The 14680-nt window shown below is 44.4% G+C and carries 14 protein-coding genes and 1 pseudogene; 5 read left to right on the forward strand and 10 right to left on the reverse strand.

Annotation, left to right across the window (positions count from 1 at the left end; genetic code table 11):
• Positions 1-39 precede the first annotated feature (39 nt).
• Positions 40-354, forward strand: a complete 315-nt coding sequence (locus P22_RS13625; RefSeq protein WP_054260802.1) for a TrkA C-terminal domain-containing protein — start codon at positions 40-42, stop codon at positions 352-354.
• A 215-nt stretch (positions 355-569) separates the two neighbouring features.
• Here P22_RS13625 and P22_RS13630 read toward each other — a convergent pair whose 3' ends face one another.
• Entirely contained in the window at positions 570-3209 is a 2640-nt protein-coding gene (locus tag P22_RS13630; RefSeq protein ID WP_054260803.1) for a phosphoenolpyruvate synthase, read from the reverse strand.
• A 355-nt stretch (positions 3210-3564) separates the two neighbouring features.
• Between P22_RS13630 and P22_RS13640 the strand changes: the two genes are divergently transcribed.
• On the forward strand, positions 3565-4266 hold the full coding sequence (locus P22_RS13640; RefSeq protein ID WP_054260805.1) for a Bax inhibitor-1/YccA family protein: 702 nt from the start codon (positions 3565-3567) through the stop codon (positions 4264-4266).
• A gap of 108 nt (positions 4267-4374) precedes the next feature.
• Here the strand turns inward: P22_RS13640 and P22_RS13645 are convergent, their stop codons facing one another.
• From P22_RS13645 to P22_RS13655, 3 genes are all read right to left on the reverse strand, one after another.
• Positions 4375-4707, reverse strand: a complete 333-nt coding sequence (locus tag P22_RS13645; protein ID WP_216598080.1) for a nitrous oxide-stimulated promoter family protein — start codon at positions 4705-4707, stop codon at positions 4375-4377.
• A gap of 78 nt (positions 4708-4785) precedes the next feature.
• Positions 4786-5598, reverse strand: coding sequence for an amidohydrolase family protein (locus P22_RS13650; RefSeq protein ID WP_054260807.1), 813 nt, complete (start codon positions 5596-5598; stop codon positions 4786-4788).
• A 776-nt stretch (positions 5599-6374) separates the two neighbouring features.
• Complete coding sequence (locus P22_RS13655; RefSeq protein ID WP_054260808.1) at positions 6375-6635, reverse strand: GlsB/YeaQ/YmgE family stress response membrane protein; 261 nt, start codon at positions 6633-6635, stop codon at positions 6375-6377.
• A gap of 224 nt (positions 6636-6859) precedes the next feature.
• Here P22_RS13655 and P22_RS13660 point away from each other — a divergent pair, with 224 nt between their 5' ends.
• Positions 6860-7327, forward strand: a complete 468-nt coding sequence (locus tag P22_RS13660; protein ID WP_082378497.1) for a cupin domain-containing protein — start codon at positions 6860-6862, stop codon at positions 7325-7327.
• Between the two features lie 355 nt (positions 7328-7682).
• Here P22_RS13660 and P22_RS13665 read toward each other — a convergent pair whose 3' ends face one another.
• From P22_RS13665 to P22_RS13675, 3 genes are all read right to left on the reverse strand, one after another.
• Positions 7683-8225, reverse strand: a complete 543-nt coding sequence (locus tag P22_RS13665) for a 3D domain-containing protein (protein ID WP_054260809.1) — start codon at positions 8223-8225, stop codon at positions 7683-7685.
• Positions 8226-8385: 160 nt separating this feature from the next.
• Complete coding sequence (locus tag P22_RS13670; protein WP_054260810.1) at positions 8386-8865, reverse strand: Rossmann-fold NAD(P)-binding domain-containing protein; 480 nt, start codon at positions 8863-8865, stop codon at positions 8386-8388.
• 148 nt (positions 8866-9013) lie between these two features.
• Positions 9014-9724, reverse strand: a complete 711-nt coding sequence (locus P22_RS13675; protein ID WP_235814654.1) for a TetR/AcrR family transcriptional regulator — start codon at positions 9722-9724, stop codon at positions 9014-9016.
• 323 nt (positions 9725-10047) lie between these two features.
• Here P22_RS13675 and P22_RS13680 point away from each other — a divergent pair, with 323 nt between their 5' ends.
• Entirely contained in the window at positions 10048-10695 is a 648-nt protein-coding gene (locus tag P22_RS13680) for a trimeric intracellular cation channel family protein (RefSeq protein WP_054260812.1), read from the forward strand.
• Between the two features lie 161 nt (positions 10696-10856).
• Here P22_RS13680 and P22_RS20125 read toward each other — a convergent pair.
• Together P22_RS20125 and P22_RS13685 are read right to left on the reverse strand one after the other, a co-directional pair.
• Positions 10857-11042: pseudogene (locus P22_RS20125) on the reverse strand (BlaI/MecI/CopY family transcriptional regulator); the annotation flags it as partial.
• A 75-nt stretch (positions 11043-11117) separates the two neighbouring features.
• Positions 11118-11591, reverse strand: coding sequence for an HD domain-containing protein (locus P22_RS13685; protein ID WP_054260813.1), 474 nt, complete (start codon positions 11589-11591; stop codon positions 11118-11120).
• A gap of 486 nt (positions 11592-12077) precedes the next feature.
• On the opposite strand from P22_RS13685, the gene ftsH reads away from it, so the two are divergent.
• Positions 12078-13889 (forward strand): ATP-dependent zinc metalloprotease FtsH, encoded by a 1812-nt coding sequence (gene ftsH / locus P22_RS13690; RefSeq protein WP_054260814.1) that lies wholly within the window; start codon positions 12078-12080, stop codon positions 13887-13889.
• A 116-nt stretch (positions 13890-14005) separates the two neighbouring features.
• Here the strand turns inward: ftsH and P22_RS13695 are convergent, their stop codons facing one another.
• A complete protein-coding gene (locus P22_RS13695; protein ID WP_156318963.1) occupies positions 14006-14473 on the reverse strand; it encodes a hypothetical protein in 468 nt (155 codons plus the stop codon).
• Positions 14474-14680: the final 207 nt, after the last annotated feature.

Consider the following 14680-nt stretch of genomic DNA (forward strand, 5'->3'; position numbering starts at 1 on the left):
TCAGCTCATACCTTATCCAGCGAAAGTAAGGTGAATCATTTGCAACCCCATATTGTCCAGCATGACCTGAAAAAAGGATGCCTGCTGCAAAAACTTGACCATACCGGGGCCTTTCCTATTGACGTGGCAGAAATACCTGTCTGCGCAGAATCAGCGCTTGCAGGGCAAACTCTGCAGCAAGCCTGGACTAAGGCGGATCTGAGTCTACTGCCTGTCGCTATCAACCGTAACAACAGATTTCTCTTTATTGCCATACACAGAGAACGGCTGCATCCCAGTGATACGCTGATTGTGATTGGCCAGCCTTCATCCATTCGAGAGTTACAAAGATTAGCAACCTTGCCTTCTCAATAAATAGATAAATCTGTCTGCTATAAGTTCTACAACATCCTATTAATCATATTCCGGTTCAATTAACCTCTTTCTTCCGGCGATAATCACATTCCCAGCTTAGGAGTATATCCCGTTACCCACTGCCGGCATTGCCGACGCAGAGATGCCTACCTCTACCTTCAAAAAATGATCCATGTCAGAAACGGGGGAAATCCGGTTTAAATCCATGATTGTCGTTACTGCGCACTCTTTTCATCGTCTACTAGCAATACATACCCTTGAACGCCATCCACACGTATCTTTTGCCCATCTTTAATAAGCGATGTTGCATCCTCGACCCCTACCACTGCCGGAATACCGTATTCCCGTGCTATGACTGCCCCGTGGGTCATCAATCCTCCCACCTCAGTGATTATGGCGACTGCCGACTGAAATAAAGGGGTCCAGCCAGGGTCGGTATGTGGGGCCACAAGAATCTCGCCTTTATTTAGAATAGCATTCTCCGGCCTGAGAATAACCCGCGCTATCCCTTCGGCTACTCCTGCGGAAACCGGACTGCCGATAAGTGTGCCTTCAGGAAGATTGTCTTTCCTCGCGGGAATAACCACTGTCTCCCCTTCACTGGTCATGACGCGCGGTGGTTTTAGGCGCTGGTGCCATTGATACTGTTCCTTTCGTTCGGCAATCATGTCTGAAGTTTTGCCCGCCAAATTACCTTCCAACAAGTGAATGAGCTCTTCCAGGTTCAAGAAATAGACATCTTCCGCTTGTACAAGGATCCCTTTTTTTACAAGTTCATCGGCTTCCGCTATTATCGCTTTTTTACACTCACCCATAATCCTGACAAGCAAGTACTTGTGGTGTTCTCTCATTCCCCCTAGATTACGGAATACAGTAATTAAGCGGCTAATGATCTTCCTTTTGAAGCAGCTTCCTTCTGCTGCGTCCATAATGTTAAGGGCGGCTGCTTCCGCAGCCTTTTCTCCTTCGGCAAAGCGTTTTCGGTGTTCACCAGGCTGTAAACTCCGTATATGACTGATAAGCGCCGATACCAATTGTGTTGGCGCCTCATGCCAGCGAGGATTTGTTAGGTCAATTTCACCGGGACATCGCATGCCGTATTTATCAATAAAAGATACAAAAGCAAGTTTAAAGCTTTTTCCGCCGGGAATTTGGTCAAGTCCCGAATAAAAGCTTTGATCGCCGGCTGTCTTCAGGTACTCCTGGACCTCTGGGAGGTCCCGCAGCTTATCGGCCAGGTCACCCAGCTCCAGCCCCATTTCACTGGTAACATTACCGGGAAGGGATTTATTCAGTCTATTTAATTCGGATGCATCTTTGAATTTACGCATAAGAATTTTTTTCAGCAACGCATTAGCGATAATCCCGGGGATAACGTAGGGTATCACGTTATTCACAATATCACGGAGCAAGGTATTCAACTGCAGTTGAACTGCTGCTATACGTTCGGCGCCCTGCTCCCTGTCGAGTAATTGTCTGGCTTGTTCTATTCTTTGCCGTATGAAGTTTTCAGTTTGGGATCTGGCAACTTTCGGATTCCCGGTACGAAGAGTGGTCCAGGCCTTGCGGAGAACCGGTACCACCATTTTTCGCAGAGAAGCGAGAGTCGTGTTCCCTGCCGATTCGTGAACGGCAAGAAACTCTGGACGCTTAACAATCGCATCAACGGCACGGCTCATGGCTTCATCGGCAATCGTTAATAGTTTGGGAAAAATTAAGCGTGCAATTTTATAATGAAGTATATCGGTAAGATCGACAAAGATTCTCCCCCCTGCCACTTTAAAAATACCGGCGGGAAATAGGGTTCTAAGTACAGATAAACCTAATGGTTTCATCGCATCGGTCGCCATTTGCACGTGCCCGAAAGATAACAGCACCCGCAATGGCTGCTGGGGAATATCCGGCAGGGGATATAACGTGGTAATGGGACGGCTCTGAACGAAAAAAAACTTACCGTCTGCCATACAAAACTCTATATCCTGCGGTTTGCCATAATGCTGCTCGATTTTTTTCCCAAAAGCGGCTAAGTCGTTGATTTGCTGATCGGATAGTACCTGCCTCTCCTGTTGTTCCGGAGAAAGCTCCCTGGTTATTGTGCCGCCGTCAGGTAGAGCATATATAGCCAGTTTCTTTTGCGATATCTTTTTGCTGATAATGGTATCATCCTTTACTTTGTACAGATCGGCGGATACTAGGCCGGATACCAGAGCTTCTCCTAAGCCAAAACTGGCATCTATGGAAACCACTGTCCGGTTTCCGTTCACCGGGTCGGCGGTAAACATGATTCCGGAAACATCGGGATTGACCATCTGTTGTACAACTATGGATATATACACTTTTCGGTGGTCGAAGCCGTTTTTAGCCCGGTAAGCAATGGCACGGTCCGTAAATAAAGATGCCCAGCATTTTCGGACATGCTGCAGAACTTCCTCCCGGCCTCTGATGTTTAGGTAAGTATCCTGTTGTCCGGCAAAAGATGCGTTTGGCAGATCTTCGGCTGTTGCACTGGAACGGATTGCATAGGCAGCATCCGCCCCTTGTTTAGTCCAGGCCTGAATAATTACATCGCTAATTTGATCGGGAACCGGTAATTGTTCCAGGTGGGCACGAATACGTTCACCCAACTCTCGCAGTTGGCTTAATTTAGCCGGCTCTATAGTGACAAGCCCGGCCAGCAAACTATTCATTTCCGGACTTGTTGCAATAAAGTCTTTATAAGCATGGGTAGTAACACAAAAACCACCGGGGACAGGAAAACCAGCCCGAGTCATTTCTCCTAAATTGGCACCCTTGCCGCCGACAAGCGGCAAATGGGCATGACCGATTTCATTGAAAAACATTACATAATTGGCCATCAACGTTTTCTCCCCGTCCTTTCGCCCCGTCTAAGAATAATCTGACGCTGGTTTCGAGATTTTCTGCCTGTTTAGCGGTAAAGCCTTCATTTCCAAGCAATGAAATATCATCCCATAGGATTTGCCCGATTGACTGTTTACATACCTTTCCTTCTCCTATATTATGACGACATTTGGTATGATTACCTTCAATGGCATCGCTATCATGCAACATTTACTGGACTTTGATTTGATTTATCTCTTTTGACAAATCATACATGATAGCTGGACGGAAGATTAACGTCATTGCAAGAATGGCTGCTCTGTAGTATAGTAAAATTATCCATAATGATAGTTAAAGGAGTTGCTGACAGAAATGCAAAATACCCCTTCCCCGTATGCAGGTAATAGTAAAACGATAGCACTTGTACAAAGCTTTTTCATGCAGGTCTACGGCTGGATGACCTCCGGTCTTTTAGCAACAGGAATATTTGCGTATTATACTGCCCACTCACCGTTCCTGCTCAGTACGATCTTTGGCAATAAGCTGGCTTTCTACGGATTGCTTTTAGCGAATGTGGGCATTGTTTTTGTTCTGAGCCGTTCGATACAGTCTCTCAGCGCAACAGCAGCCAGTTTTTTATTTTTTACCTATTCGGTATTGAACGGGCTAACTCTGGCATCCATCTTTTTGCTTTACACGCAGGGCTCCATTGCCACCGTCTTTTTCATCACTGCCGGCACCTTTGGCGCGATGACCGCATATGGCTATGTAACCAAAGCTGATTTAAGCAAGTGGGGCAGTATTCTCTTTATGGCCTTAATTGGTCTCATCATTGCTTCTCTGGTCAACATGTTCTTGCAAAGCTCCGCATTGCTGTGGGTGCTAACCTATGCCGGCGTCCTGATTTTTGTCGGGTTGACCGCTTATGATACCCAACGCCTGAAAGAAATGGCTTATAGCCTGGAAGACGAAGAGACTGCCGGCAAGTTTGCCGTGCTTGGCGCGCTTACTTTATATCTTGATTTTATTAATCTGTTCCTCTATCTTCTGCGCATCTTCGGCAAACGGCGCTAACCGGTTGCGGTGGATACAAACGGTTAAACTCCTGCCAGATCATGAAAAATCCGGCAGGAGTTTTCTCTTTGGTGAATATGTCTATTTAACGTAGCACCTCTCCAAAAATTACCCGGCTACATATCTTTTCCTGCTTCGAATGGAATCAATCAGATGCCGCAGAGCTAATATTGGATGTTTATAAAGCATGCGTGGTCCTGCATAACGCATCACAAGAACAATGTTTTGTCTCATCGTTTTCTGGTAGCAATGAACCGGACACTTGGCGCAGACGGGCTTATCCTGAGAAAAAATACAGCGTTCCAGTCTTTGCCGGGCATATCCAAACAAACGGCGGCATTCCACACATAGTCCGTCATCGGTTTGATGAACCCCCTTACAATACAGGAGAATCATCTTTTCTATACAAACTTGTTCCCTTAGGATTCTGTTATTTTTCAATTTCTTCCCTCCTGCTTGTCCCAACATATCTCTCAAGCCTTCTTGAGCTTCAACATTTATACAAGATAATATCACTTGTCAAAGTCCCAGATCATAAATCCTGTTGGCATTATCAAAAAACACTTTATCGTAATACTTTTCAGGAATAATATGCTCAGCAAACTCAATATAATTGGCGATATTAGCCAGCGGCCAATCGGTCCCATACATCAGACGGTCATAGTTGTCCAAATATTCCAGCCATACTTTTAAAAAGTCAATATAGCCATGCTTTCTTTGAAAAAAATCCGGCATGTTGTCAATTCGGCCTTCCAAAATTCCCGAAAGATCGGCAGCTACGTTTTCATTTTTTTCAATGACCGCGATAGCGTCTACCAGCCAGGGATTACCAATATGGCACATAACAAACTGAACTGCCGGATAGCGTACCGCCGCCTCATCCAAGACCATAGGATGGCTGTATTTCAGCAAGGCACTTCTGGTGGCTGTCAGCCCGGTATGAACGGCTACCGGTTTTTTATACTGCATGGCCAACTGATAAAATGGGTCAATCACCGGATCGTAAATATAAAAATGATTGTAGCCCGGATATAGCTTAATGCCTACACAATTTTTTCTTTGCAGATGTTTTTCTACCAAATAAGCTTGCTGTACCGCCTCTTCCTTATTAAAGCAGGTACTATCCAGCCCGATACAATAGCTAAGATAGTCAGGGTAATGGTGTTCGTTCAACTGCAGCCCCCCGTTACCCATGACCACACCATGAACAATGTTATGCGCAGCATATTGCGCCTTTAGATGCGCACCGGTATTTTTATGGCCTGCTACTTCTGCAATCTGGTCAAAGTAGGGGTCCCGGCAGAAGTGGATGTGGGCATCAATAATCTTCATTGGGCATTAGTCCTTCCTTACATGTTTTCTTATATTTCTATTCTACATTGTATGCAACCTGTTTATGGAAAGTAACATATCTATACCTTTATCATACCATTGTATACTGCCAATGAGAAGTGGTATCAAACGTCATCTCCCTGCCACCAGCACAAAGACCGCCTAAAACATAAAAATTTTTATATTTTTGATGAACACACTAAGGGAGTCGCTATGGTTCAAAGTGGGAATTAATTTAAATAGCAGGAGGCAGAAGTTTATCTTAAATTAAAACTTCTGCCTCCTGCCTACTGGCCAGCATAATGAACACACTACCACTATGTCAATCCTATTGGGAAAAATGATTATTGGGAATTTCCTTTCATTTATTCTACAATATTATAATGATTTAACACTGCCTTCAGCGTTTTAACAGATATTGATTGTTCACCCATTGATTCCATGAATAATATTAGAGCTACCAACACGTCCAGACAAGATGAATGATTTAACGGATCATCACTGTTCACGCTTTTCCCTGCCACCCTCCATTAACATAATATCTTAATATATAATATTCTCCAATTAAGCTTAAGGTTAAAGCGGCTGGTAATCAGGTGTTTGCAATTGCCGTTCTCCTGGATTTGTAATATAGCCTAGTTCAATCAAAACAGCAGAGATTTGCCTAAAATAGATAGCATTTTCCTAAGTAAATTGCTATCTAACCATAAAAAACCCGGCAGCCGAGCTACCGGGAAATAAAATAACCTTTAAAAGAAGAATGGAACGCATGTAAATTAATCTTTCTTTTGTGCGGCAGATGCCACAGGACGAAACAAACGTATCACCCATAGAAATACAATAGCGCCGATCGTGCTTGCAATAATTGCACCGATCGTGCTATACGCTGTGAATCCCATCAGGTTAAATAAGAACCCTCCAATGTATGAACCTATGACCCCTGTTATAAGATCGCCCCAAATACCAAAGCCTCCGCCGCGCGATATTTTTCCTGCAAGCCAGCCGGATATGATGCCAATCAATAGAAACCAGAGCATTGTTTTCACCTCCGGTTGTAGTATTCCCAAAAAATAAAAATATAAACAAAAAACTCCGGACATAGGGACGCTCATTCTATCCTCTATACCTCTTTCGAGAATATTCTTCCAGAATTCCGGTCATCAATGCACTCTTTCATTACCGTTATTGGCCACTCTTCTATTTTTTACATAAGATATAATATACATAAGATATAATATATTATGTAAAAGGAGAATGGACTATGACTAAACGGTCTTGGTGTAAGGACATACCGCAACCCATCCGGGGCGATGGTGCCGGAGCCCTCGACCTCGGTCCGCGCAACATTGCGCGGGACCTTGAAAATCCTGATATGTTCATCCGGCCGGAAACTGATGCCGGCTTAATTCCCAACTTGAAATTCTCTTTTTCCGATGCCCATATGACTTTAAATCACGGCGGATGGTCGCGGGAAGTGACCATCCGGGAGCTGCCGGTCCCAACAACTCTGGCGGGCGTAAATATGGCGTTGACACCGGGTGGCGTGCGGGAAATGCACTGGCATTCCCAAACGGAATGGGCTTATGTACTGGACGGCAGTGCCCGTGTAACTGCAGTGGACCAGGATGGACGTAATTTCATCGGCGATATCTTCGTCGGTGATCTTTGGTTTTTCCCTGAAGGGATCCCCCATACGATCCAGGGACTGGAGAACGGCTGCGAATTTTGACACCGCCGGAGCTGGTACAAAGCAATTTGGACGTAGGCGCGAACTTTATCGACAGCCTGAGAAAAAAGAAAGTAGAAGTTGTATAATACCAATGACCCTGGTTTCACATATTACCCTCCGGCTCAATTACTACTTATTTTAGACCAACCCTTGCCAATGTCTTGTCAAAGATGCCAGCGATTGTAACAGTGTATATAACCAAAAACCGGCCTCATCTGAAAAGATGCAGGCCGGTTAATGCTACACAAGTACTGGAAATATCAATTCCCGGTGTTTAGCAGTTGAACAAGCTTGTTGATTGTTTTTCTGTTACATACGGTTATTGATGCGTCCAGTTTATGTAATTTCGGCACGTTCAGAAGCTCGGATACCGCGATGGATCAAGAACAAAGACTCTCACCCCATGAGTACGGCCTAACTCATATAATTCTTCGTCTGAAGCATCTATATGAACATCAAACACTTTACCCTTGACCGCTCCTCCGGTATCTTCTGCAATACGCTGGAACACCCTGCCGTCAGGCATGACAATTTCCACCTCCGACCCTAGCGGAACCAAGTTGGGATCAACGGCTACCGTTCTGCCCGAGGTGGCTGTTGTGCCTGATGCTGTTTTCCCTTTGTCGTTATACCAGGTCACTTGTGCGCCGTCTATGTAGCGAGCCACCCGCCTCCCACCACGGCTGGTTGGGTAGACTTCCCTCTGGATCGCCAGTTCACGCCTTAGAACGGCTATATCTTTTTGCAAGTCCTCAACCTTTTGCTGATTCACTTGGGCCTCGGATGTCAGTTGTGTTATTTTCGCTTCGCCTGCTTGCTTTTGATAATTGGTTATTTGGTAGGTAGTACCAAGAACCAGGATCAGTATAATCGTACCAAGAATCAATTTTAGTCTCATCCTATCACTCCTTCAAAGGATATATTGAGGCTTGGTATCATTATAGCGGTAAGTGGAATCCGTATCAATGGATAAATTTTCTCAGTTGTGATAAGCCTGAAAAAGCATTAAACGGCGCATCTCTTACTGCCGTTTCTATATTATCCAAATAATAATCCGGCTATTTACAATATAAACTAGCCGGATTATTATTATCTCCTCTATTTACGAATGAAACCAGGGCATATACACTACTAATAACCATATTTCTTACCACTGCATCAGCATACAAAAACATATCGGTATCCTGCTGCTTTTTCAAACTATCGGAACCTCTAACAAATTCTGCAACAGCCTTTGAATCATAACTCGAATAAGCTACTTTTATCCCTATCCGTTTTGCATAGTCCATATCAATATGATCATAACGAATGGTTCTGGTAGAAAGATAATGGATATTAAGAGCCTTTAATTGATCCATGATGGCAGAATCAATTTTACTCTGGCCAAGAATACTAACTCCGTCACAGCCCCGGGCCATTTCTATCGTTTTATCGTTTAACGTTTTTTCCGTATAAACAATTTCTATAATCAAGTTTGCTGCAATTTCTTTAAAATATTTGACTTCATCCTCTTCAATTTCATAGGCTATCAATTTCATCTTCCGGTTCCTCCCCGCTATCAATCCTGGGTCCATGCTTGATTTCCCGGCATTTTATAGCTGTTTAGAGATATTGGAACTTCTAAACCATATTTCCGATTATTTGATTCGAGTCAAATAATTAGCTAAAAAAAGAAACGCTCCACAATTATTGAACAGCTATTGATTTCATTTGATGGATATTTATTGCTCCCTGTTCTACTCCCAATACATGCTCAATAAGCTCTTCTGCTAATGTAAATTGATCTGCCAGTAAATCTTCCTGCATTTTAGCATAAATCGCTTTAATTAAAGAATCTATGATAGCCTGAATGAGATTGACTGCAGCTTGCGGCCTACTGATTTGAAAATACTTTTTTTGTATTCCCGCCTCAATAATCTCCAAAAACAAAGGTTTCGTTAATTCTCTTCCCTGCCGGGATAGCTTGTCCAAAAAATGAATAGTACGTTCATTATATAGAAATTCAAACAATAATCCGTCATTGCGATATAGATTCTTTAAAAGGCTCTGTATGATTACCTGAATCTTTTGGAGAGGAGAAATATGATCAGTCCGCAGGATCATTTTTACTTCTGATAAAAAAATCAAAAGCTGACGGTCAATCAATGCTTCTAATATTTCCTCTTTCGATTTGAAATAGTAATATATCGTTCCATGCGCTACACCCATGCTTGTTACAATATCAGCAATACTGGTTTCATGATAACCCTTAGCATAAAATAAAGGTTCGACAGCATCTAAAATTTCATTGATGCGTATTTTAGGGTCTTTTTGCGGCCGCGCCATAACGATCACTCCATGAACTGACTTATTCAAATTATAAGGAATATTTTGGTAACCGTCAAGGACAACTATCACGAGCTCCCTCTGAAATATTTATTTTTCGTAGCTGTACCTTTTGCAGTTATTGGTTTAGAAGATACGGATACTCCCACGACAACGGACTGGCAGGGGATACTCTCATTTGGACTGGGATTAACCGCCCTCCTTATTGTCCTTTCGGAAGGTCAGACCTGGGGGAATCCGTTTCCCCACTCTCGGTTTATTTATTCTATTTACCTGAATTTCTTGCCATATTGGACATAACAACTGTTTTTTCTTTTTCGGCAGCATTTTGTTGAAATTTATGATAAAATAGCGAAGGAATGTAAGAGGATATGCGAGGAGAGGCAGAAAAAAACATGACAGCGTGGAATGTGTTTGAGATTATGGGAATAGTGGCTTTTGCCGTTTCCGGTGCATTAACCGGGATACAAAAACGGTTAGATGTCTTCGGCGTATTAGTATTGGCCATAACAACAGCGATCGGCGGTGGAGTATTGAGGGATGTTATTATTGGCAATACGCCGCCGTTGACATTTCGGGACCCTACTTTTTTCATTATTAGTTCGGTGGTGACTATCGGGGTTTTTTTCACCTACCGCTGGTTAGAGCAATATAAACATACGATTCAAATATTCGATGCCATCGGTCTAGGCGCCTTTACGGCTACCAGCGCCAAGCTGGCGATTCAACACAACCTGGATTCTGTATTTATTATAACTACCGTTGCCGTCATTACAGGAATCGGCGGAAGCGTTATCCGCGACGTGCTGGTCAAGGAAATTCCCTATGTATTCCGTCAGGAGGTTTATGCAATCACTACCATCATGGGGGCCATGGTCCTTTATTATTCCCAGATGTACTTTGCCGGTTCTATTCCTTTATATCTTTGCTTTGGAGTCACAACAGGCCTGCGGCTCTGCTGCATTAAATATGGATGGAACTTTCCGGTTCTTGGCATAGATTCGGAAAAGCCGGTATCCGGTAACCGGAAATTGGGTAGTTAATTTTATAATTTATCCGCAAAGCACGGCCTAGATGGGATCAGGCTGCAGTCATACTATCCGGATAAATAAAGGCCTGTTTACCCCAATAGAATAATCATCCATACCCATCATGCCGGCTACCGTTGACATGTAATCTATTTTCCGGCCTGCCTGCTCATCCTTTATTTTTGCTTTTGCTCAAGGATACGTTTTAATTTCTCTATTTCGGCAGCTGATAAATTTTTCTCCTCAAGAAAATTAGCAAACATCACATTTAGCGAACCGGAAAATACCTTTTCTAAAAAAAACTGGCTTTCTGCTTTTACACAATCATTTTCGGCAACAAGAGGGTAATAAATGTATGTCCGGCCATCCTTATTAAACGCTCAGCCCGCCCGGCCTTTATCAGTAGCCGGGTGAGCTGATCTTTTCTTATTTACCTATTAATCATTAAGGTACATACTGTCCAACAAGGCTTTTCCCGCAGCAGTCTTAAAGTATTTATCCCGTATGACTTTTATCTGTTCCTTCTTTATGCCGTCTTCAAAAATATTGACCAAAAAATCTGCCTCAACCAATATTTGAAAATCCACACCTTCAATCTTTGAATAGGTATGATGATGCCCGATGAGAAAACAGACTCGATCAATGATCTCTACCGGCAGATTGAGTTCCCGTAGCAAAGCTTTTGCTACCGGCGGACCTTCGAGTTCCTGGTAGGTGCCGGCAGCAGAGTTGTATTTTTGTTCGCTGTTTTTAATGCCGATATCATGCAAGATAGCTGCCGCTTCCAGAACTTCCTGTGTTGCCGCCGGCAGTTTCTCCATTTCCGCAATGCTTTTTGCCAAGCCATACACCTTAAGTGCGTGATTGATCCTTCTGACATCTCCCTGAAAGTAGGCTATCAGCTGATTCATTATGCTGCCTGCTACACTATTCAAACAAACCACTCTCCCCTACTGATAAAGTATTGAATCTATTGATTCCTGAGAATATTATACCAGTCCCTTACTTTAAATAAATCTCAGTTTGCTCTTTTCCTCTTCCAACGGTGGCATAGTCACCGTCAACACTTGTTATGTTTACTTCCAATTGCGTTACATACGGATCTTCCCAGAATAATTTTGGCTACCTTCAATATAACATCTCCAGACCGGATCAAGGGTTATTTCAGCTTTTCTCTCCTATATGTAGTTTATAAAATATTGTCAAGAACACCTCATTACCGTTCCTCTTTAAAAGCCTTTATTTCTTTCCAATCATAAAAAATCCTGCAGCATACTCATTCTAAAAACCAGGCCACTTCTGCCGCCGTCCGGCAGTCTCCCGCTATAATAAATTCAGGATAAATGGTAATGATAATAACCACGAAGAAAAGGTATAAGCATATGAGGAAGGATAGCATGGACAAAAAGCAACGAAATTTTTCCACCTGGTTTTTTATCATCGCCCTGCTGGTCACCTGGATTTTTAACGATCTTGTTTACAAACCGTTTATTATCCGCGAAACGGAAGTGAGTTATAGTACCTTTTTACAAAATTTAAATGAAAATAGGATAAGCAAGGTTGTTCTAAACGGCGACCGTATCATTTTTACTTTGAAAGCTGCTGAGGGACAAAAAGAAACCATGGGCAATACCGTGTCGGTTAATGATCCTGAATTAATTAACCGCCTGGCGGCTGCCGGGGTAGATTTTTCGGCACAGGCAGCCACCCAGGGCTTGTTTTCCACTTTGCTGGGGTGGCTGATGCCGCTGCTGCCGCTGCTGCTGATATGGTATTTTCTGTTTAAACGCATGGGAGGCGGTCCAAGTGCCATGTCCCTGGGCAAAAGCAAGGCCCATGAGATTCAAGGTGAAATGATTGGTGTTAAATTCAGTGATGTCGGCGGTGCAGGCGAAGCGGAAGTGGAACTGCGGGAAATCATCGAGTATCTGAAAAACCCGGAAAAATTCAGCCGGATGGGGGCCCGGCTCCCTAAAGGAGTCCTGCTGGCCGGATCACCCGGGACGGGGAAAACCTTGTTAGCCAAAGCAACCGCGGGAGAAGCGGGAGTTCCTTTTTTCTTTCTGACCGGCTCCAGTTTTGTAGAAATGTTTGTTGGAGTTGGCGCTGCCAGGGTACGCGACCTGTTCCAGCAGGCCCAGAAAAAAGCACCCTGCATTATCTTTATTGATGAAATTGACGCTATTGGGCAGGCCCGTACCAGTGCAGGGCGAATCGGAGGACATAGCGAACAGGAAAATACCCTGAATCAGCTGCTGGCCGAGATGGATGGTTTTAAACCTAACTCCGGTGTAGTTATTATGGCGGCAACCAACCGTCCGGAGATTCTGGACCCGGCGCTCATACGGCCCGGACGCTTCGACCGCCAGATTCAGGTCACCCTGCCTACGGAACCCGGCCGGCTTGAAATTCTTCGCATTCATACCCGCCAGATGCCGCTGGACAGTGATGTCGATATTGAACGGCTGGCAAAAATAACGGCAGGTTTTTCCGGAGCCGAGCTGGCGAATATTGCTAATGAAGCTTCCCTGCTGGCAATCCGGCGGGGTGCCTCGCTTCTTTCCATGGCGGATTTTGATCTGGCCATTGAGCGGGTGGTGGCCGGATTGCAGCGGAAAACCCCTCTTTCCGAGGATATCCGGACTAAGGTTTCGTATCATGAAGTCGGTCATGCGCTTATTGCTTACTACCTTCCCGGGACAGACCCGGTCCATAAAATCAGCATCATTCCCACGGCCAAAGGCGCACTGGGATATACCATGCAAATGCCGGAAGAAGACCGGTACTTAATCGGTGAGAATGAGCTTAAGGCCCGGATGGCCGTCATGCTGGGAGGACGGGCTGCGGAGCTGCTCATTTTTCAGGAAGCCTCCACCGGAGCAGCCAATGACTTAGAACGGGCTACGGAAATGGCGCGGCGGATGGTCACAGAGTTTGGTATGTCACAAAAACTGGGGCCGGTCCGTTATGCCGCCATCACCGGCGCTTACCTGCAAAGTGCAATTGTAAGCCGGGAAGATTTAAGCCCGGTTACGGTTGCCAATATTGACGAGGAAATTCAACGGCTGGTGGCGGAAGCGCAAAAAACCGCTCTAACCATTTTAACCGAACATCTGCCGGTGCTGCATGAAGTCGCTCGCTTTCTTAAAGATAAGGAGGCAATTTCCGGCGACCAGCTGTCAGCTATGGTGCACTCTATGCAATCATAACATCCTGGACCCGCGCCAAAGGGACGGTTCTTTCGCTTCTTGGCAATCAATCCACTCTGATTGCCAGGCTACACACATCGTTTCGAAAAATAGACGGAAAGACTGGTATCCTGTTTTTATTTTCCCGCTTGCTCTTCGATATCGACAGTTACGGCCCCTTTCGAACCATCGCCAATCGAATTGCTTAACTGTTTGATGGTTTCCCGCATTTTTTCCTGATAATAACCTGTTAACGCAAACATGCTGGTATCCATAAGGAAATCAGTTTTGACACCATTTTTTTCTTTTTGCCCGTTTATGGCAAAACTGTCCGCGCTGCCTGAAAAGTCATTACCGGCGGACGTATTTGCCTGCTCCGCTCCGCCGGCAGCATTATCTTTTCCGTCTGCCGATTTCTTGTCTTTATTATCCGTTTCCTCAGAACTCTCACCAATCAAAACTCTCATATTTTTACCGATCACCAAATAAGTATATACTCGACCGCCCTCTTTGACAGTCATATACTTCCAGCCGCCACTGCTGCTGTCTGTTTCCGCAGAAGACTGGCTCTGTCCCCCATCATAGGCAGTCTGATTTTTCACCATTGCCGAAACTCCCTGCAAATCCATACAATCCCCACTTTCTTTCCAAAAATTTAGCATCTCTAGCTTATTTATCGTACTTTTCCCAAAAATTCTTAACCGTACCGCCGGCTTTGCGCAGCAGTTTGTTTTGCAGTGATCCAGTCAGGTATCTTGACAACGGTTTCGTTATTTCTCAAATGGCCTGGAAAACTCCTTTCAAATTAATAC

Source organism: Propionispora sp. 2/2-37, from assembly GCF_001298735.1.
Taxonomy (GTDB): domain Bacteria; phylum Bacillota; class Negativicutes; order Propionisporales; family Propionisporaceae; genus Propionispora.